This window comes from Pseudomonas sp. BN505 (assembly GCF_029873175.1).
GTDB lineage: Bacteria > Pseudomonadota > Gammaproteobacteria > Pseudomonadales > Pseudomonadaceae > Aquipseudomonas > Aquipseudomonas putida.
Window position 1 is genome coordinate 216,599 of sequence record NZ_SSOI01000030.1, and the last position, 19,095, is coordinate 235,693.

Sequence of the window (19,095 nt, forward strand, 5' to 3'; positions counted from 1 at the left end):
GCAGCACAAGGCTGCTCTTACAGGTACTGTGCAGGCTTGCAGGGCTGCGTTTCACCTGTAGGAGCAGCCTTGTGCTGCGAATGGGCCAAACACGCTGTTGAATGTCGCGCCCAGTGCTAGGCGCTTTTCCTACACAGGTCTACAATCGCCCTCCTCGCTTTTACATCGCCGTCCACACTGATGCCGACCTGTACGCTTTACCCCCTGCCCTACCAGCCTGACCCAGCCGCCTATTTCGCCCGCCTGCGCCAGGCCCCCGGCGCGATCCTGCTCGACAGCGCCCGCCCCGGCGCCGAACGCGGCCGCTTCGACCTGCTCAGCGCCTGGCCGCTGCAACAGCTGCAAGCGCACCCCGATGAACAAGGCAGCACCTTCCTCCAGCGCCTGCGCGACGGCCTGGCCCACCTGGGCCATGCGCAACTGCCCGAAGGCAGCGAGCTACCCTTCGCCGGTGGCCTGATCGGCTACCTGAGCTACGATTTCGGTCGCCGCCTGGAACACCTGCCAAGCCTGGCCGTGGACGACCTCGGCCTGCCCGACGCGCAACTGGGGCTGTATGCCTGGGCACTGGTCAGCGACCATGTGCACGGCACCAGCCAGCTGGTGTTCCACCCAAGCCTGGCCGGCAGTGAACGCGAACGCCTGATCACGCTTTTCGAAGGCGCCTGCGGTACTGCAAGCGGCGACTTCCAGCTGCTCGCGCCGATGGCCGGTGACCTGCAGCCCGACCAGTACCGGGCCGCCTTCGACCAGGTACAGCGCTACATCCAGGCCGGCGACTGCTACCAGATCAACCTTACCCAGCGCTTTCGCGCGCCATGCCAGGGCGACCCCTGGCGCGCCTATCAGGCCCTACGCCAAGCTTGCCCCACGCCGTTTTCCGGCTACCAGCAACTGGGCGATGGCAGTGCCTTGCTCAGCTTCTCCCCGGAGCGCTTCATCCGCGTCAGCCAGGGGCAGGTGGAAACCCGGCCAATCAAGGGCACTCGCCCGCGCGCCAGCGACCCGATTGAAGACAAGCGCAATGCCGAGGAGCTGCTGCACAGCCCCAAGGACCGCTCGGAAAACCTCATGATCGTCGACTTGCTGCGCAACGACCTGGGGCGTACCTGCAAGATCGGTTCTGTGAAGGTACCGGAGCTGTTCAGCCTGGAGAGCTATCCCAACGTCCACCACCTGGTCAGCAGCATCACCGGCCAGCTGGCCAGCGACAAGGATGCCCTGGACCTCATCGGCGACAGCTTCCCCGGCGGCTCGATCACCGGGGCGCCGAAGATTCGCGCCATGCAGATCATCGACGAGCTGGAGCCTGCACGCCGGGCGCTTTACTGCGGCTCGCTGCTGTATGTGGATGTGCGCGGCGAGATGGACAGCTCGATTGCCATTCGCAGCCTGCTGGTCAAGGACGGCCAGGTCAGTTGCTGGGGCGGCGGTGCGGTGGTAGCCGACTCCGAATGGCAGGCCGAATATGAAGAGTCGATCGCCAAAGTGCGGGTGTTGATGCAGACCTTGCAGGGCTTGTGAGTCCGTCTAGCCCGCGTTTTTTTGTTACCATCACCTTACTACGAGCGCACAGCGCCACAGCCAAGATGGAAGCCGCCTGATGAGCCAACCCTTCGACGTCGCCGCCCTGGCCGCGACCTACGCCAACAAGTCCCCGCAGGACATTCTCAAGCTCGCCTTCGAGCATTTTGGTGATGACCTGTGGATCTCCTTCAGCGGCGCCGAGGACGTGGTGCTGGTCGACATGGCCTGGAAGCTGAACAAGCAGGTCAAAGTGTTCAGCCTCGACACCGGCCGCCTGCACCCGGAGACCTACCGGTTCATCGACCAGGTGCGCGAGCAGTACAACCTGCCGATTGAACTGCTCAGCCCCGACCGTGCCCAACTCGACCCCTTCGTCAAGGAAAAGGGCCTGTTCAGCTTCTACAAGGATGGCCACGGCGAGTGCTGCGGTATTCGCAAGATCGAGCCGCTGCGTCGCAAGCTGGCCACCGTGAGCGCCTGGGCCACCGGCCAGCGCCGCGACCAGAGCCCAGGCACCCGCAGCCAGGTGGCGGCACTGGAAATCGACAGCGCCTTCTCCACGCCCGAGCGCACCCTGTACAAGTTCAACCCGCTGGCGCAGATGAGCAGTGAAGAGGTGTGGGGTTATATCCGCATGCTTGAGCTGCCCTATAACAGCCTGCATGAGCGCGGCTTCATCAGCATCGGCTGCGAGCCATGCACCCGCCCGGTACTACCAAACCAGCATGAGCGTGAAGGGCGTTGGTGGTGGGAAGAGTCGACGCAGAAGGAATGCGGGTTGCACGCAGGCAACCTGATCAGCAAGGCTTGAGATAGCCGGGGCTGCGTTGCAGCCCTATCGCGACACAAGGCCGCTCCTACAGGAAATCGCATGCCCCTGTAGGAGCGGCCTTGTGCCGCGAAAGGGCCGCAAAGCGGCCCCGCACAATTGCGGATCAGTGCACCGGCAGTTCAACGCCTGCGAACAGTTCTTCAAGCTCTTGCTTGTTATGGCACTGAATGGCCTTGGCCATCACTTCGCGGGTCAGGTGCGGGGCGAACTTCTCGATGAAGTCGCACATGAAGCCGCGCAGGAAGGTGCCACGACGGAAGCCGATCTTGGTAATGCTGGCTTCGAACAGCTCGCTGGCATCCAGGGCCACCAGGTCATTGTCGAGTTTGGCGTCCACGGCCATACCCGCGACGATACCTACGCCCAGCCCCAGGCGCACATAGGTCTTGATCACGTCGGCGTCTGCTGCGGTGAACACCACTTTTGGCGTAAGGCCACGGTGGTTGAAGGCTTCGTCCAGCTTCGAGCGCCCGGTAAAACCGAACACATAGGTAACGATCGGGTATTCGGCAACCGCTTCAAGGGTCAGTTTCGGCAGCTTGGCCAGCGGGTGACCTTGCGGCACCACCACGCAGCGGTTCCACTTGTAGCACGGCATCATGATCAGGTCGCCGAACAGCTCCAGCGCCTCGGTGGCGATGGCGAAGTCGACCGTACCGTCCGCAGCCATCTCGGCAATCTGCATGGGCGAACCCTGGTGCATGTGCAGGGACACTTCCGGGTACTGCTTGATGAAGCTGCTGATCACCGGCGGCAAGGCATAGCGCGCCTGGGTGTGGGTGGTGGCAATGGACAGCGTACCCTTCTTCTCGTTGGAGAACTCCTGGGCAATCTGCTTGATGCTTTCGACCTTGCGCAGGATTTCGCCGGCGGTATTGATGATGCGCTCACCGGCCGGGGTTACACGGGTCAGGTGCTTGCCGCTGCGAGCAAAGACTTCAACACCCAATTCATCTTCGAGCAGGCGGATCTGCTTGCTGATACCTGGCTGGGAGGTATACAGGCTCTGCGCCGTCGCGGAGACGTTGAGGTCATGGTGCGCCACTTCCCAGATGTAGCGCAGTTGTTGAAGCTTCATAGGTTTCCCTCGGTTCAGCGATGAGTCCGCGGCAGCAGGCAGCGACGATATATAACTATATTAGTGGTTCTGGAAATAAATCTAGAACTATTTTGTTACGTACCCTCGGAAAAAGCAGACGCTTCACTTCATGTTTTCCTACGCCCCAGATGCTGCGCCAAAGGCACCATGTACACCGGCACCGGCGACAGTTGCAGCAGTCGCACTGCCGTGCGGCCCAAGGGCACATCCACGCCGGCGCCGGCGCTGTGGCTGCCGAAAATCAACAGGTCGACGCTAAGCCGCTGCGCCTGGTCAAGGATCACCTGCGCCGGATCGCCCTGGCGTACCCGCACCGCTTTGATCACCGCAAGGTCGGCCTCCTCGCCCAGCTCATCGCGGAAGTTTTCCAGCACGCGCTGCTCGATGTTGGCCATTACCGCGTTCACCCCCTGGCTATGCAACTGGTCGAGCGTCTGCTCATCGAGGTAGCTTTGCAGGAGGGATTCGGCGAACTGGCCCATTGGCTCCACGGCGTGAATGACATACAACTCGGCATTGAACGTGCGCGCCAAGGCCAGCGCGTGCTGCATCACAAAAGGGGCGTAGACACCGAGGTCGGTGGCGTACAGCATGGAGCGGATCATTCGACCTCCTCGACTGCCGCAACGGCAGAGCAAGCTTCAGCTTAGCAGCGCGCCGAACGCACGCTTTGCCGTCCGGCGCGCTGCCGACGCGGTCTGCAGGGCCGCGCAAAAAAGCAACGCCGAGGTCAACGCTGCCGTCAGCAGGGCCGATCACTGGTGTCGAGGAAACTTAGTGCCTGGCACAGGGTTTCCATGCGCGGCAAGCTGCAGCCTGCCGCACGCGCACGCACCAGCGGCTCTGCATAGATAGCCTGCAGCTCCAGCGGGCGCATGAGGGCATAGTCGTGATACATGCTTGGCCAATAGTCAGGCATGCGCTCGGTCATCTGGAACAAGTGCTCGGCATACCCCTCGGGCAACACATGCCCACAGGCGGCAGCGCCTTGCACCACCTCGGCCATCAGGGCCTGGATCAGTTCACGGCCATGGCTGCTTGCCATCAGCCCGGCGGTGCCTTCGCCCAGCAATACCGACAGACCGTTGTACGGCACGTTCCATACCAGCTTCTGCCAGCGCGCCAGGTCCAGGTTCGGCATGGCCTGCGAATCGATGCCCGCCGCCTGGAACAACCCTGCACCCTCACTGAGCACGGCCGCACCACCATCACTGGCCGGCCCACTGTGATAGCCCAGGTTGACCGCCCCCAGGGCCTGGTGACGAATCACACCCGGCGCGTGGCGGTTGACGCAGATGAAACACAGACCGCCGAGCAGGTGCATGTCGCGGCGCAAGGCCGGACGCAACTGCTCCTCCACACCCAGACCATTTTGCAGCAGTACCACCTTGGCGCCGGGTGCAGCGGCCTGCACGATCAGTGGCGCCAGCTGGTCATTGCTGGTGGACTTGGCACCGACCAGCAACCAGTCGCAAGGCGGCATGTCGGCGGCATAGGCATAGGCCTGCACCTTCATCTGCAGCGTACCGTGTACCGCGCTGTCCACCGCCAACCCCTGCTCGCGTACGACCTGGTACTCGCTGCGCAGCAGAAAATGCACGTCGAAACCGGCCCGGGCCAGCATCAACCCATAGAAGCCTCCAATAGCTCCGCTGCCAATGATGCCGATGCGTGGTGTGCGCGGCTGCATGCCGATCTCCAGGTCAATGTCAGCTTTCTTTTTACACAGCTTGCACCCTGCCAGCTAGCCCATGCACGCCAAAGCGCCACAACAGCAGGGAAAACAGCATGCTGACCAGACTTCAGCCCATTGTCGCGCCACCCGTAACGCGCTAAGGTTCGGCTCCCCGCTGCGATTATTCTTGCTGCTGGGCCGCACGGGGACAGTTGGCGGCCGGCACCCGTGACCTGACGAGTAACACGATGGCTGATTTACCGATCGATGACTTGAACGTTGCCTCCAACGAGACCCTGATCACCCCCGATCAGCTCAAGAAGGAAATCCCCCTCAGCGCCAAGGCCCTGCAGACCGTGACTGCCGGCCGTGAAGTGGTGCGCAATATTCTCGACGGCAAGGACCATCGCCTGTTCGTCGTGGTCGGCCCTTGCTCCATCCACGACATCAAGGCCGCCCACGAATACGCCGAGCGCCTGAAGGTGCTGGCCGCAGAAGTGTCCGATACGCTGTACCTGGTCATGCGTGTGTACTTCGAAAAGCCACGCACCACCGTCGGCTGGAAAGGCCTGATCAACGACCCGTACCTGGATGACTCGTTCAAGATCCAGGATGGCCTGCACATTGGCCGGCAGCTGCTGCTGGACCTGGCCGAAATGGGCCTGCCTACCGCTACCGAAGCGCTTGACCCGATTTCCCCGCAATACCTGCAGGACCTGATCAGCTGGTCGGCCATCGGCGCTCGCACCACCGAATCGCAGACCCACCGCGAAATGGCCTCGGGCCTGTCTTCGGCGGTCGGCTTCAAGAACGGCACCGACGGCGGCCTGACCGTTGCCATCAACGCCCTGCAGTCGGTGTCCAAGCCACACCGCTTCCTCGGTATCAACCAGGAAGGTGGCGTGTCCATCGTCACCACCAAGGGCAACCCGTACGGCCACGTGGTACTGCGCGGCGGCAACGGCAAGCCGAACTACGACTCGGTCAGCGTCGCCCTGTGCGAGCAGGACCTGGCCAAAGCCAAGATCAAGGCCAATATCATGGTCGATTGCAGCCACGCCAACTCCAACAAGGACCCGGCCCTGCAACCGCTGGTCATGGAGAACGTTGCCAACCAGATCCTCGAAGGCAACCAGTCGATCATTGGCCTGATGGTGGAAAGCCACCTGAACTGGGGCTGCCAGTCGATTCCGAAAGACCTGAACGAATTGCAGTACGGCGTCTCGGTCACCGACTCGTGCATCGACTGGGCCGCGACCGAGAAAACCTTGCGCAGCATGCATGCCAAGCTCAAGGATGTGCTGCCGCAGCGCAAGCGCGGCTGATTGATATAAAAAAGCGGGGCCGCTTCGCGCCCCATTCGCGGCACTAGGCCGCTCCTACAGGAGATCGCATATCCCTGTAGGAGCGGCCTAGTGCCGCGAATGGGGCGCGAAGCGGCCCCGTTTTTTATGTAAAGCGTCAGGCCTTGCTCGAATGCCGCTGCTGGCGCTCCATGTAACGTTCCACATATGAGCAGGACGGAATCACCGTATAGCCCATCTGTTCAGCATACTCCAGCGCCCGCTCGGTCAAAGCGGCAGCAATCCCGCGGCCCCGCAAGGCGTTGGGCACGAAGGTGCGATAGATGTCCAGCGTCTGCTTGCCCAGATCCATGTACGTCAGATAGGCACGATGACCGTCCACGGTGGTCTCGAACTGATGACCGGCCTGGTCATGGTGGATGGTCAGCGCTTCGCTCATCACTACTCCTCGCAGGTCTTCTCGGCAGACCCATACCTTAACCAATGGTGGTTTATCCGGCGCTAAATCCTCTACGCCACCTGTTGCCCCTTCGACCTCTGGACGATTGTAATCGTTCGGATCCTCTGGCACTCACAAGATAGTAGGCGCCGCAAATGGGATTGCTCAAGGTGGCAGCGGCGAAAAATGGCGAAAATGCTGAGAAAGCGACTCTTCCCTGCTACCTTCAACAGCCGCCGGATGTTGTAGGGCTTAAGACGTCGAAGGACAGTTAAAGTCACCGTTAGTTCAACAAAAAAGTTCCGGTACTACAATCGCTTGCGAACCCTGCACGTTTTTTTCACACGCACGTCGCAAATCTTGTCGGCGTGGCGCCAAGCCACATTTTTTTTGCAGTTCTTGCGCTCAGTCAGTTTACTTACTACAAGTAATGGGTACTATGTACGCCGGCCAGTTTCTCTTTCCTGAGAGATGGCTATTTAATAGAAAGTCCTTGAAGGGGAACACGATGAACAACGTTCTGAAATTCTCTGCTCTGGCTCTGGCCGCAGTTCTGGCTACCGGTTGCAGCAGCGTATCCAAAGAAACCGAAGCTCGTCTGACTGCGACTGAAGACGCAGCAGCTCGCGCTCAAGCTCGTGCTGACGAAGCCTACCGTAAGGCTGACGACGCACTGGCAGCCGCTCAGAAGGCTCAGCAGACCGCTGACGAAGCCAACGAGCGCGCTCTGCGTATGCTGGACAAAGCCAGCCGCAAGTAATAATCCTCGCGGATTGTTAAGAAGCCGACCCACTTGTGGGTCGGCTTTTTTATTGCCTGCCAGCAAGGTAAATGCGCCAGGCAGTAACGAAAAGGCCCGCACTAAGCCGGGCCGTGATGTGTCGCAATTACCTTACTGCAGTTCTGGCGGAATGCTCGACACCATAGGGGCGCTACCCTGGTTCTCGACCGGCACGGCAATTTCTACCGGCATGCCATCTTCTGCGGCCACCACGTCACGCACCATGTCCCAGTTCATACGCAGGTTATTGGCCAGGTCTTCACGCTTGAGCAAGGCGTTGATAACGGCGGTGTGTTTATCGACTACCGACGGGTTACCCTGGTCGTCGAGCGGCGTGTGCGCTTCCAGATAGACCTTGCCGCCACTGATACCGAACTTGTAAGGCTCGTTGATGATGCGCACCGGCGTACCCACCGGCACCATCTTCGACAGTTCCAGCACGTTGTTGTTGAGCATGCGGAAGCAGCCGTGGCTGGTACGCATGCCAATGCCGAACTTCTTGTTCGAACCGTGGATCAGGTAGCCCGGCACGCCCAGGGTGAACTTGAACGGCCCCAGCGGGTTGTCCGGGCCAGCCGGCACTACGGTCGGCAGGATGTCACCGTCCGCCGCGTGTTCTTTGCGGATGGAAGCAGGTGGCGTCCAGGTCGGGTTCGGCGTCTTGGCGGTGATCTTGGTATTGGCGATCGGCGACCCCCAACCCTCACGACCAATCCCTAGCGGGAAGGTATGTACCACGTTCTGCCCTTTCGGGAAGTAGTACAGGCGATACTCGGCCAGGTTGATGACGATGCCTTCGCGCGGGCCAGGCGGCAGCACGTAGCGGGTCGGCAGGATGATCTCGGTGCCAGCGCCCGGCAGCCAAGGGTCGACGCCTGGGTTGGCGGCAATCATTTCCAGGTAGCCGAGGTCGTTGGCGGTGCCGATGTCGGCGAATGTGTCCTCGTACTTTGCCTTGATCACATGCACCTGACCGACGATGTCTTCACCGGGCGGTGGCAGTGGCAGCTCCAGCGCAGCAGCGGGGCCCGCTACCAGCAGGGCGGCCAGGGACAGGCTACGGGTGACGGCAGGAAAGCGCGGCAACATCCGGTAAATCCTTCGAAAGGTGGGTCAAGAGGATCGATTGTACACCCGCGCCGATGCAAGCGGGAGGCATTGGCGCGATGCAAGCGTTTCAGATGATGAAAGGTGCTTGCCGTTCAGCTCGCCTGCAGCTCTGGCCAGACCGGGCGCATGCCGCGCCGCTGGGCATCGAGGATGGCTCGGCAGAGGTCACACAGCCGGCTATCGCGGTAGATCGCGCGCGGCACCCCCGACCAGCGCGGCTGCGCCGGCAGCAGGCCGCCGCACAAGGTACGGTCGACCGGCACGCCCAGCTCAAGCTGGCGGGCCACCAGGTGGACGCGGATTTCCTGGCAGGCGAACAGGTCGAGCTGCTCATCGGGCTCGATCAGTTGGTAGGCATACAGGGACCAGGCAGGACGCGGCATCGGGGGCACTCGAAACGGGGGGCGCAACATTAGCCGAAAGCCCGCCCCGTTTAAAGCGTCACAGCAAGGGTTTTATCGCCGGCCAGGCATTTTCCAGCAGGCGCTGCTGGGCACCTTGGGCCGGATGGATGCCATCGGCCTGCATCAACTCAGGCACGCCCCCTACCCCTTCGAGGAAAAACGGCACCAACGGCACCTGTTTGTCCGCAGCCAGCTGTTCATATACCTTGGCAAAAGCGGTGGTGTAGCGCACCCCGTAATTGGGCGGCAGGCGCATGCCCAGCAGCACCACCTTGGCACCGGCCTGGCGTGCCCCCTCAATCATCGAGGCAAGATTTTGTTGCAATTGCGCGGGCGGTTGCCCACGCAGGCCATCGTTGCCGCCCAGCTCCAGCACCACCAGGCTCGGTTTATGCGCTGCAAGCAGCGCCGGCAGCCGCGCCTGGCCACCTGCGCTGGTGTCGCCGCTGATCGAGGCATTGACCACTTTGTCGTCGAAACCTTCGTCCTTGAGGCGGGTCTGCAACAGAGTGACCCAGCCCTGGCGGGTATCCAGGCCAAAACCGGCGCTGATACTATCGCCGACAACCAGCAGTGTTCCCGCCGCCGCGCTCTGGGCCAGGCAATACAGGGCCAGACCGGCACTCAACCACCACACTCGCATCGGATTCTCCATGGGCCCCAACATACTCGTTGCGCAGAACCTTAGCAAAGTGGTCCCCAGCGCGGAAGGTGACCTGACGATCCTCCACGCACTCTCCCTCGAACTGGCCAAAGGCGACAGCCTGGCCATCGTCGGCGCCTCGGGCTCAGGCAAGTCGACCCTGCTCGGTCTACTCGCCGGCCTCGACCTGCCCAGTGCCGGCAAGGTCATCCTCGCCGGCAACGACCTGGGGCCACTGGATGAAGACCAGCGCGCCCGGGTACGCGCCGAACATGTGGGTTTCGTGTTCCAGTCATTCCAGTTGCTCGACAGCCTCAATGCGCTGGAAAACGTCATGCTGCCACTGGAGCTGGACGGCCGCCGCGATGCCCGCGAGCAGGCGCGCTCCCTGCTGGAGCGGGTCGGCCTCGGCAAGCGCCTGAGCCACACCCCACGCCAACTGTCGGGCGGCGAACAGCAGCGGGTAGCCATCGCCCGCGCCTTCGCCGCACAACCTGCGGTGCTGTTTGCCGACGAGCCCACCGGCAACCTCGACAGCCACACGGGTGAGCGCATCAGCGACTTGCTGTTTGACTTGAACAGGGAGCGCGGTACCACCCTGGTGCTGGTTACCCATGACGAACGCCTGGCCCGGCGCTGTCGCCGCCAGATCCGCCTGGACGCGGGGCGCCTGGTGGCGCCGGTGGAGGCTTGATGAAGCACATGCCGTTGTCCCGCCTGTGCGGCCTTGCCCTGCGCCAGTTGCTGCGTGACATTCGCGCCAGCGAAGTGCGCGTGCTGTTCTTTGCCCTGCTGGTAGCAGTGGCCGCCAGCACCGCCATCGGCTATTTCGGCGCCCGCCTGAACGGCGCCATGCAGCTGCGCGCCAGCGAATTCCTGGGTGCCGACCTGGTGCTGCAGGGCAGCGCCCCCGCCCGCGAGCAGCAGATCGATACCGGCACCGCACTTGGCTTGCGTCACGCGCAGGTGGTCGAGTTCACCAGTGTGGTGGGCGGCGACAACGGCATCCAGCTGTCCAGCGTCAAGGCCGCCGACAGTGCCTACCCATTGCGCGGGCAAGTACGCAGCGCGCCGGCGCCCTATGCCGAGGAAACACCTGGCGGCGGCCCGGCACCTGGCGAGGCGTGGGTCGAGCCCCGCCTGTTGGCGGCGCTGGGGCTGGCGATTGGCGACAGCATCGAAGTAGGCATGAAAACCCTGCGCATGAGCCGTGTGCTGACCTACGAACCGGACCGCGCCAACAACTTCTACAGCCTTACCCCGCGGGTGATGATGAACCTGGCCGACCTGGAGGCCACCGGTGTAATTCAGCCGGGCAGCCGGGTCACCTACCGCGACCTGTGGCGCGGCGATGCCGGGGCGCTGGCCCAATACCGCCAAGGCGTGGAAAAAGGTCTGGCCGCCAACCAGCGCCTGCGCGACACCCGCGATGGCAACCAGCAGATCGGCGGCGCCCTGGGCAAGGCCGAGCGCTACCTGAACATGGCCAGCCTGGTGGCGGTACTGCTGGCCGGGGTCGCCGTGGCCTTGTCGGCCAGCCGTTATGCCGCACGTCGTCTGGATGCCAGCGCGCTACTGCGCTGCCTGGGTCTCTCGCGCCGCCAGGCACTGGGCCTGTATTGCCTGCAACTGGCCATGCTCGGCCTGGTTGCCGCCCTTGCCGGCGCCCTGCTCGGCTGGCTGGCACAACTGGGCCTGTTCCGCCTGCTGCACGGGCTGCTGCCAAGCGTGGTGCCGGCAGGCGGCATCATCCCGGCCCTGGCCGGCATCGGCACCGGGTTGGTTGCACTGGCCGGCTTCGCCCTGCCACCCATTGCCGCCCTGGGCCAGGTCCCGCCACTGCGGGTACTGCGCCGTGATCTGTTGCCGATACCGCCCAGCAGTTGGTTGGTGTACGGCGCCGCTCTGTTTGCGCTTGGCCTGATCATGTGGCGCCTGAGCCTCGACCTGTTGCTCACCTTCGCCCTGCTCGGGGGCGGCCTGGTCGCCGCATTACTGCTCGGCGGCTTGCTATTGCTCGGCTTGCGCAGCCTCCGCCAGCTGCTGGCCGGGGCGCCACTGGCCTGGCGCCTGGGGCTGGGCCAGTTGCTGCGCCACCCCACGGCCGCCGCTGGCCAGGCCTTGGCCTTCGGCCTGATCCTGCTAGCCATGGCGTTGGTCGCCCTGCTACGCGCAGAACTGCTCGACACCTGGCAAGCTCAGTTACCCAAGGATGCGCCCAACCATTTCGCCCTGAACATCCTGCCGGATGATCGAGAGCCGTTCGCTCAACGCCTGCATCAGGTCAACGCCACTTCAGCGCCTTTGTACCCGGTAACGCCGGGGCGCCTGGTGCAAATCAACGAGCAACCGGTACAGCAAATCGTCAGCAAGGACTCGGCAGGTGAGCGCGCCGTGCAGCGCGACCTCAGCCTGACCTGGGCCGCCGAGCTGCCCGAAGGCAATGCACTGACCGCAGGCAACTGGTGGCAAGCCTTGCCCGCCAGCGACGAAATCCCCGGTGTATCGGTGGAGGCGGAGCTGGCCAGCAGCCTGAAACTGAAAATGGGCGACCTGCTGACCTTCGAAATCGGCGGCCAGCAACGTCAGGCCCGGGTCAGCAGCCTGCGCAGCGTGCACTGGGACAGCTTCCAGCCAAACTTCTACATGATCTTCCAGCCCGGCACACTGCAGGGGCTGCCGACCACCTACCTGACCAGCTTCTACCTGGCGCCGGGCCACGACCTGGACGTGGTGGCGCTGTCACGGGCATTCCCGGCGGTGACCATCCTGCAGGTGGATGCCTTGCTCGACCAGCTGCGCAGCATCCTCGCGCAGGTGACCCTGGCGGTGGAGTATGTGCTGCTCTTCGTACTGGCCGCCGGGCTGGCGGTGTTGTTTGCCGGCCTGCAGTCAACGCTGGACGAACGCATCCGCCAGGGTGCCTTGCTGCGTGCGCTGGGGGCGGCGCGGCCATTACTGGTCAAGGCACGGCGTATCGAGTTCGGCTTGCTGGGGGCGGCCAGCGGGTTGTTGGCCGCAGTGGGCTGTGAGCTGATTACCCTGGTGCTGTACCGCTATGCCTTCGACTTGCAGTGGAGCCCGCACCCGTGGCTGCTGGCGTTGCCGCTGGCGGGGGCGCTGCTGGTGGGCGGTGCAGGGGTGCTGGGGACGCGGCGGGCGCTGAATGCCAGCCCGTTGGCGGTGTTGCGCGACAGTTGAGGATTACCCGCACCGGCCCCTTCGCGGGCACGCCCGCGAAGGGGCCGGTGCAGACAACATCAATTCATTGGCCGTAACTGATGCTCTTCACATACCAGGTCGCTTCACCGGTAGGTGTGTGCACCACCACCTCATCGCCCTCCTCCTTCTTGAGCAAGGCCCGCGCCATGGGCGAGTCGATCGAGATGTAATCGTTGCGCCCGTAGATCTCGTCATAGCCGACAATGCGAAACTTCATGGTCTCGCCATCGTCATTCTCGATCTCGACCCAGGCACCAAAAAACACCTTGCCTTCCTGTTCCGGCGAGTAGGCCACCACCTTCACATCTTCAAGCCGCTTGCGCAGGTAACGCACCCGGCGGTCGATTTCGCGCAGCAGCTTCTTGTTGTACTGGTAGTCGGCATTTTCGCTGCGGTCGCCCAGTGACGCCGCCCAGGCAACCTTCTGGGTGATCTCCGGGCGATAGACACGCCACAGGTGGTCCAGCTCTTTCTTCAGCGCCTCATGGCCTTCCGTGGTGATGATGTTGGTACTCAACAGCGCACTCCTCAGCGGCGGGTAATCAGGCCTTGGCGCGCAATGCGGGTGAGGTGGCCAATGACTTCGGCGGCCTCGTCCGGCGCCGGGGCCTGGATAACGGCCAGGTCGAAGCGGTCATTGCCGTATTGCGCCAGGTGGCAGCCGATATCGACGAACTGGATCAGGAAGGCGCGCGCCTGGCCCTTGCGACGGGACAGGCCTTCGAGGTGACGCAAAAGGGTGGGCTGATGCTGGCCGCCGAGCAGAATGCGCGGTGTGCGGGCCGCCTGGCTGGCAGGCAAAGGGCTCAAACAGACACTGGTACGTGGACAACTCATGGAGCTTCTCTCCGCCTCGCGAATCCCGCTGGGCAGCGGTGGGAGGCGTCACCGAACCAGCGCTTTAGCGGTATTTCGGATGGCCCGGAGGGGGGCTTTCCTGCGCCCCGCAAGTAGCTGTTTAAATCGGCGCAGGCGGTATGCTAGAGCGATGAGCTACAAGTTGCAAGCTAGAAGCCACAAGCAAAAGCAGGCCGAGTACTGGCCCGCTCTTGCTTGCGGCTTGCAGCTCACTGCTTGCAGCTGATTACCGGGCGATCAGGCGGTCCAGCGAAAAGCGGCCAGCGCCTTCGATCATGACGGCAACCGTGCCGGCCAGCAGCGCCAGGGCGAACTCGTAGCCGTTGTTCGACATGAACAGGCCGTTACCGATGTGCACGGAGAGGATCGCCACCACCAGCGTTACGCTCAGCGCCAGGGCCGCCGGGCGAGCCAGCAAGCCCACCACCAGTGCCAGGCCGCCGAAGAATTCGGCGCTACCGGACAACAGGGCCATCAGGTAACCCGGGGCCAGGCCGATGCTTTCCATCCACTGGCCGGTACCTTCCAGGCCGTAACCGCCGAACAGGCCGAACAGTTTTTGCGCGCCGTGCGCCATGAAGATGATGCCGACCAGGATGCGGATAACGCTGAGACCGGCGCCGGCGCGGGTGGAGAACAGGGCGTTGAGGGTAGTGTTGTTCATGTCGAAGCGTCCTTGAAGCGGAGAAGTTGTGTTGGGATGGGCGACATCATAATCAATTCGATAGATATGAAAATCGCAAAAAAACCAACATAACAATCGATATAATCGATTTATCAGCGCTTTGCCACACGCTCCAGCGCAGCCCGTTCGCGGTTGAACGCCAAAAAGTACTTGTTGACACTGTTGACGAAGTTGACCGGCCCCATGCCCACCTGCTCCATGGCGATGCGTTCGGTCTGGAAAAACCACTGGTCCCCGTTGAGGCCGCGCCGCCGGGCTTCGGAGCGCATCGCCTGGACGCGTTCGGGGCCGAGGTTGTAGGCCGCCAGCGTAAAGGCCATGCGCTCACGCTCGTTGATCTTGGCGCTGGCGAAGAACTTGCGCCGGATCAGCGCCAGGTAGCGGGCGCTGGCCTGCACATTGCCATCCACCGTGGCGGTGTTGCTCACTCCCACGCGCTGGGCGGCCGAAGGGGTAATCTGCATCAGACCATGGGCGCCTCCCGTGCCGCGTGCAGCCGGGTTGAGCGTCGACTCCTTGAAGGCCAAGGCGGCCAGGTTGAGCCAGTCGATCTGCTGCGCCTGGCCATGCTTCTGCAGCACCGCCCGCACCGAGGCCAGGCGCTGGCGGTCCTTGCTGGCCAACGGGTTGTGCACCCGGTACTGGCGCCGGTAGATACGCTCGAAGGCTGCATCCTGGTTGTCTGGTGCGCGGTAACCTTGCAGGAAGTGATCGACCGTGGCCAACAATTGCGGCGCATCACGCCCCACATACCAGCGCATGGCTTGCGGCGCCCCCAGTCGCACCCGGGTGTCCAGGCGCAGGCGCGGCATGACCCGCGCCCAGCGCCGGGCAATGGGCTGCTCGACCACGGTCAGGTGGTAGATGCCAGCCTGCACCATCTCCAGTACATCCTCCACCGCCAGCGTCGAGTCGACCCACTCCACCTTGATCGGCGGACGCTTGCGCAGTGCCAGTTGCTGGTTAGCCTGCTGGATCAGCGGCCCGGCAGCACTGGCGCTGGTCAAGGCCACGGTACGCCCGGACAACTGCTCGACCTTGCTGAAGCTTCGCTCGCCCTTGCGCCCGACCAGCATCAACGGCACCTGGTCGAGTATCGGCGCACTGCTGCTCACGCCGCGCACCGCGCTGGGGTCAAGCAGCTCGCCCGGCGCAGCCAGGTCGCCCTCGCCGCGGGCCAGAGCGCCAAGCAACTGCTCCTTGGCTCGCGGTATGAGCTTTAGCTGGATCCGCTGGTCATCGGCGGCACGCGCATTGAGATAATGCTCCAGCGCCCGCAGGCGGTAATACTCGATGCCAACCGGCTCGCCCTTGACCTCGCCAGAGCTGTTGCGGCTCTGGTTGACCAGCACCCGCAGCACTTTGCTGGTACGAATCTGCTGCAGGTCACGCACCTTGGCGGGCGGTATGTTCTGCTGCGGCCCTGGCGCCCGCGCCTGTGCCGGGCCGGTCAGGGTCAGCCCGAGCGTCAGCAGGAAAACAAGCCAGCATCGCAGCATGCAAAACGTGTCCGTGGTGGTTGGGCGGCATCCATGGACTGCACCGCCAAGTGAGAAATGACGATAAAAGACCACCGCAACAGCATGAAGTTCTTGGTTTTTCAGAAAAAACGCGGATTTTGCTATGCTGGCCGCCCCGCGGCACGAGATAGCACCATGCAACTGATCGATATCGGCGTCAACCTGACCAACAGCAGTTTCCACGACCAACAGGCGGCAATCGTCGAGCGCGCCGTTGAGGCCGGGGTGACACAAATGGTGCTGACAGGCACCAGCCTGGCAGTCAGTGAACAGGCGCTGGAGCTGTGCCAGCAGCTGGACGCAAGCGGTCAGCACCTGTTTGCCACTGCGGGCGTGCACCCCCACGACGCCAAGTCCTGGGATGCCGGCAGCGAGCGCCAGCTGCGCCAGCTGTTGAATGAACCACGCGTGCGCGCCGTGGGCGAATGCGGCCTGGATTTCAACCGTGACTTCTCCCCTCGCCCACTCCAGGAACAAGCCCTGGAGGCCCAGTTGGCGCTGGCCGCAGAGCTGCGCCTGCCAGTGTTCCTGCACGAGCGGGACGCAAGCGAGCGCTTGCTGGCGATACTCAAGCATTACCGCGACCACCTTACCGGCGCTGTGGTGCACTGCTTTACCGGCGAGCGCGAGGCACTGTTCGCCTACCTGGACATGGACCTGCACATCGGCATCACCGGCTGGATCTGCGACGAGCGCCGCGGCACCCACCTGCACCCGCTGGTGGGCAACATTGCCGCAGGGCGGCTGATGCTGGAGAGCGATGCCCCGTACCTGCTGCCACGCAGCCTGCGACCCAAGCCGAAGAACGGGCGCAACGAGCCGGCGTTTCTGCCGGAAGTGCTGCGCGAAGTGGCGCTGCATCGGGGCGAATCGGCCGAGCACACGGCGGCGCATACCACCGCGACGGCGCGGGCGTTCTTCCAGCTCCCTTGAGCCCTGCGCGCTGGCTGTTGATATGGGTCAACATCTTGCTGAGCGGGTGCAGGCACAATGATGGCACCTTGCCAAAATTGTTTCCGCTCAACTCAGAGAAGACCTGCCCATGGGTGCCTGGCTTAGCAATGTTTCCCTGAAGTACAAATTCTGGGCCGTCAACGCGGTGGCCTTTGTCACTACCCTGCTGCTGGTGCTCTATGCCGTGCACCTGGAGCAACGCGCCCGCGCCGAAGCGGCGCAGGCGCAGGCGGCAGCGCAAGCCCAGCTGCTGGCTGCCTGGCCTGCCGGGCAAGCATTGCCGCGCCCGGACAACGTCATCAGCTGGTCGGCCGGGCAAACGCCGGCTTTCGCCGGTGAAGCGCTCGATAGCCTGCGCAACGCCCAGGGCTGGGTGGAGCTACCAAGCGCCTGGATCCTCGGCGAAAACCCGCTGCGCGGGGCGCAGGTAGTGCGCCACGGCGACCAACAGGTGGCCGTGCTCGCCCAGTCGCCAAGCCTGCGCCAGGTATTCTTCGAGCGCTTCAGCAACTACGCGGTATGCGTGCTGATCCTGATGCTGGCCATGCTCGGCGCTTCGCAATTGCTGATCCGCTTCCTGCTCAGCCAGCTCAATACCCTGAAGGATGTGATGCTGCACGTGGAAAGGACCGGCGACCTGGCGGCCCGTGTACCGCTGGCCTGCGGCGACGAGGTCGGCCAGATGGCCGGGGCCTTCAATGCCATGCAGGCCACCTACCACCGCGTGGTCAGCACCGTCGCCCACACCGCTGCACAGTTGGACTCGGGCGCCGCACGCCTCGCTGCCAGCATGAACAACGTACGCACCGGCATGCTCGGCCAGCAGAGCGAGACTGACCAGGCCGCCACCGCCATCAACCAAATGTCGGCGACGGTGCACCACATTGCCCAGCATGCCGGTGCCACCCGTGACCTGTCACAAACCGCCGACACCTTGGCCGGCAGCGGCAAAGAGGTGGTCAGCCGGGTGCAGGATTCGATTTCCGGGCTGTCCAGCGGTGTGCAGCAAACCGCCGAAATGATTCGCCAACTGGCCGAAGACAGCCAGAAGATCAACAGCGTGGTCGGTGTAATCCACAGCATCGCCGAGCAGACCAACCTGCTGGCGCTCAACGCCGCCATCGAAGCGGCGCGCGCCGGAGATCTGGGCCGAGGCTTTGCCGTGGTGGCCGATGAGGTGCGCAACCTGGCCAAGCGTGTGCAAACCTCTACCGACGAAATCACCACCATGGTCTCTGCCCTGCAATCGGGCACCCGCGATGCAGTGGAATTCATGCAGGAAAGCTCGTACAAGGCCGACGATTGCGTCCGCCAGGCCCAGGAGGCCGGCGAGGCGCTGGCGGAGATTACCGGTGCTGTGGCGCAGATGCGCGAAAGCAATACCCAGATTGCCGTGGCGGCCGAGCAGCAAAGCCAGGTGGCCGAGGAAATGAACCGCGCCGTGGTCAGCATCCGCGATGTCACCGAACAGACCGTGCAACAGACAGTGGGCTCGGCAACCACCAGTAGCGAACTGGCGACCCTGGCCGGCGAACTGAACAGGGCCATTGGCCAGCTCAAGCTATAGTCACCATAGCCAGCCTCGATTGGCCCCCGCCCGGGGGCCGCACTAAGCTTTGAGCATGACCGAGAGGAAATGCCCATGAGCAAACGCCTGCCCAACCTGCCCGCCTGGCAATGGCGCGGCTACCACAATAACCACCGCCACCCGGCCAATCTGGTGCTGCACCTGATTGCCGTGCCGCTGTTCATTCTCGGCGCGCTGCTGGTTCTGTCGGGGCTGTTCGGCCTGGACCTGGGCCAGATTGCCGTTGGCGTGATTGCCCTGATTGCCGGCCTTGGCTTACAGCGCCATGGTCATCGCCTGGAGGCCGAACAACCTGAGCCGTTCGCCAATCGCCAGGATGCCGTGCAGCGTTTGCTGACGGAGCAGTTCATCACCTTTCCGCGCTTTGTGCTGAGCGGGGCCTGGTGGAAGGCCTGGCGGGAGCGGCACAAACACCGCCATTGATGCCATGGGGCTGCTTTGCAGCCCAATCGCG

20 protein-coding genes are annotated in these 19,095 nt (G+C 63.3%); 9 read left to right on the plus strand and 11 right to left on the minus strand.

Going from position 1 to position 19,095, the window contains the following annotated elements; all coding sequences use genetic code 11:
- Positions 1 to 180: 180 nt before the first annotated feature.
- Positions 181 to 1,524, plus strand: coding sequence for an aminodeoxychorismate synthase component I (pabB, locus tag E8E78_RS08540; RefSeq protein ID WP_197862880.1), 1,344 nt, complete (start codon positions 181 to 183; stop codon positions 1,522 to 1,524).
- 79 nt (positions 1,525 to 1,603) lie between these two features.
- On the plus strand, positions 1,604 to 2,338 hold the full coding sequence (locus tag E8E78_RS08545; protein ID WP_049276133.1) for a phosphoadenylyl-sulfate reductase: 735 nt from the start codon (positions 1,604 to 1,606) through the stop codon (positions 2,336 to 2,338).
- 124 nt (positions 2,339 to 2,462) lie between these two features.
- Here the strand turns inward: E8E78_RS08545 and cysB are convergent, their stop codons facing one another.
- From cysB to E8E78_RS08560, 3 genes are all read right to left on the minus strand, one after another.
- Complete coding sequence (gene cysB, locus E8E78_RS08550; protein ID WP_016485905.1) at positions 2,463 to 3,437, minus strand: HTH-type transcriptional regulator CysB; 975 nt, start codon at positions 3,435 to 3,437, stop codon at positions 2,463 to 2,465.
- A gap of 128 nt (positions 3,438 to 3,565) precedes the next feature.
- The gene (locus E8E78_RS08555) at positions 3,566 to 4,063 is read right to left on the minus strand and encodes a universal stress protein (protein ID WP_016500539.1); all 498 of its coding nucleotides are present in this window, start codon (positions 4,061 to 4,063) and stop codon (positions 3,566 to 3,568) included.
- A gap of 137 nt (positions 4,064 to 4,200) precedes the next feature.
- On the minus strand, positions 4,201 to 5,148 hold the full coding sequence (locus E8E78_RS08560; protein WP_114942339.1) for a putative 2-dehydropantoate 2-reductase: 948 nt from the start codon (positions 5,146 to 5,148) through the stop codon (positions 4,201 to 4,203).
- A gap of 233 nt (positions 5,149 to 5,381) precedes the next feature.
- Here E8E78_RS08560 and E8E78_RS08565 point away from each other — a divergent pair, with 233 nt between their 5' ends.
- Entirely contained in the window at positions 5,382 to 6,458 is a 1,077-nt protein-coding gene (locus E8E78_RS08565) for a 3-deoxy-7-phosphoheptulonate synthase (RefSeq protein WP_016500541.1), read from the plus strand.
- 136 nt (positions 6,459 to 6,594) lie between these two features.
- Here E8E78_RS08565 and E8E78_RS08570 read toward each other — a convergent pair whose 3' ends face one another.
- A complete protein-coding gene (locus E8E78_RS08570) occupies positions 6,595 to 6,876 on the minus strand; it encodes a GNAT family N-acetyltransferase (protein WP_016500542.1) in 282 nt (93 codons plus the stop codon).
- A 508-nt stretch (positions 6,877 to 7,384) separates the two neighbouring features.
- Between E8E78_RS08570 and oprI the strand changes: the two genes are divergently transcribed.
- Complete coding sequence (gene oprI / locus E8E78_RS08575; RefSeq protein ID WP_003259780.1) at positions 7,385 to 7,636, plus strand: outer membrane lipoprotei OprI; 252 nt, start codon at positions 7,385 to 7,387, stop codon at positions 7,634 to 7,636.
- Between the two features lie 132 nt (positions 7,637 to 7,768).
- On the opposite strand, the gene E8E78_RS08580 is transcribed toward oprI, so the two are convergent.
- The 3 genes from E8E78_RS08580 to E8E78_RS08590 all read right to left on the minus strand — a co-directional run bounded on the left by E8E78_RS08580 (position 7,769) and on the right by E8E78_RS08590 (position 9,814).
- Positions 7,769 to 8,746: a L,D-transpeptidase family protein gene (locus E8E78_RS08580; RefSeq protein WP_016500543.1), complete on the minus strand. Its 978-nt coding sequence runs from the start codon at positions 8,744 to 8,746 to the stop codon at positions 7,769 to 7,771.
- A 113-nt stretch (positions 8,747 to 8,859) separates the two neighbouring features.
- Positions 8,860 to 9,150, minus strand: coding sequence for a hypothetical protein (locus tag E8E78_RS08585; RefSeq protein ID WP_016485900.1), 291 nt, complete (start codon positions 9,148 to 9,150; stop codon positions 8,860 to 8,862).
- Positions 9,151 to 9,208: 58 nt separating this feature from the next.
- Entirely contained in the window at positions 9,209 to 9,814 is a 606-nt protein-coding gene (locus tag E8E78_RS08590; protein WP_016500544.1) for an arylesterase, read from the minus strand.
- Positions 9,815 to 9,824: 10 nt separating this feature from the next.
- Between E8E78_RS08590 and E8E78_RS08595 the strand changes: the two genes are divergently transcribed.
- Both E8E78_RS08595 and E8E78_RS08600 read left to right on the plus strand, forming a co-directional pair.
- Positions 9,825 to 10,508: an ABC transporter ATP-binding protein gene (locus E8E78_RS08595; protein ID WP_049276135.1), complete on the plus strand. Its 684-nt coding sequence runs from the start codon at positions 9,825 to 9,827 to the stop codon at positions 10,506 to 10,508.
- Positions 10,508 to 13,015, plus strand: coding sequence for an FtsX-like permease family protein (locus E8E78_RS08600; RefSeq protein WP_114942340.1), 2,508 nt, complete (start codon positions 10,508 to 10,510; stop codon positions 13,013 to 13,015). The genes E8E78_RS08595 and E8E78_RS08600 overlap by 1 nt, the downstream gene beginning before the upstream one ends.
- Before the next feature lie 64 nt (positions 13,016 to 13,079).
- On the opposite strand, the gene greB is transcribed toward E8E78_RS08600, so the two are convergent.
- From greB to E8E78_RS08620, 4 genes are all read right to left on the minus strand, one after another.
- On the minus strand, positions 13,080 to 13,553 hold the full coding sequence (gene greB / locus E8E78_RS08605; protein ID WP_049276137.1) for a transcription elongation factor GreB: 474 nt from the start codon (positions 13,551 to 13,553) through the stop codon (positions 13,080 to 13,082).
- An 11-nt stretch (positions 13,554 to 13,564) separates the two neighbouring features.
- On the minus strand, positions 13,565 to 13,873 hold the full coding sequence (locus tag E8E78_RS08610) for a hypothetical protein (protein WP_016500548.1): 309 nt from the start codon (positions 13,871 to 13,873) through the stop codon (positions 13,565 to 13,567).
- 247 nt (positions 13,874 to 14,120) lie between these two features.
- A complete protein-coding gene (locus tag E8E78_RS08615; protein WP_016500549.1) occupies positions 14,121 to 14,558 on the minus strand; it encodes a DoxX family protein in 438 nt (145 codons plus the stop codon).
- Positions 14,559 to 14,671: 113 nt separating this feature from the next.
- The gene (locus E8E78_RS08620) at positions 14,672 to 16,078 is read right to left on the minus strand and encodes a transglycosylase SLT domain-containing protein (RefSeq protein WP_059395688.1); all 1,407 of its coding nucleotides are present in this window, start codon (positions 16,076 to 16,078) and stop codon (positions 14,672 to 14,674) included.
- A 156-nt stretch (positions 16,079 to 16,234) separates the two neighbouring features.
- On the opposite strand from E8E78_RS08620, the gene E8E78_RS08625 reads away from it, so the two are divergent.
- From E8E78_RS08625 to E8E78_RS08635, 3 genes are all read left to right on the plus strand, one after another.
- The gene (locus tag E8E78_RS08625) at positions 16,235 to 17,032 is read left to right on the plus strand and encodes a TatD family hydrolase (protein WP_059395689.1); all 798 of its coding nucleotides are present in this window, start codon (positions 16,235 to 16,237) and stop codon (positions 17,030 to 17,032) included.
- A gap of 109 nt (positions 17,033 to 17,141) precedes the next feature.
- Complete coding sequence (locus E8E78_RS08630) at positions 17,142 to 18,620, plus strand: methyl-accepting chemotaxis protein (RefSeq protein WP_049276140.1); 1,479 nt, start codon at positions 17,142 to 17,144, stop codon at positions 18,618 to 18,620.
- Between the two features lie 75 nt (positions 18,621 to 18,695).
- Positions 18,696 to 19,064, plus strand: a complete 369-nt coding sequence (locus E8E78_RS08635; RefSeq protein ID WP_049276836.1) for an Mpo1-like protein — start codon at positions 18,696 to 18,698, stop codon at positions 19,062 to 19,064.
- Positions 19,065 to 19,095: the final 31 nt, after the last annotated feature.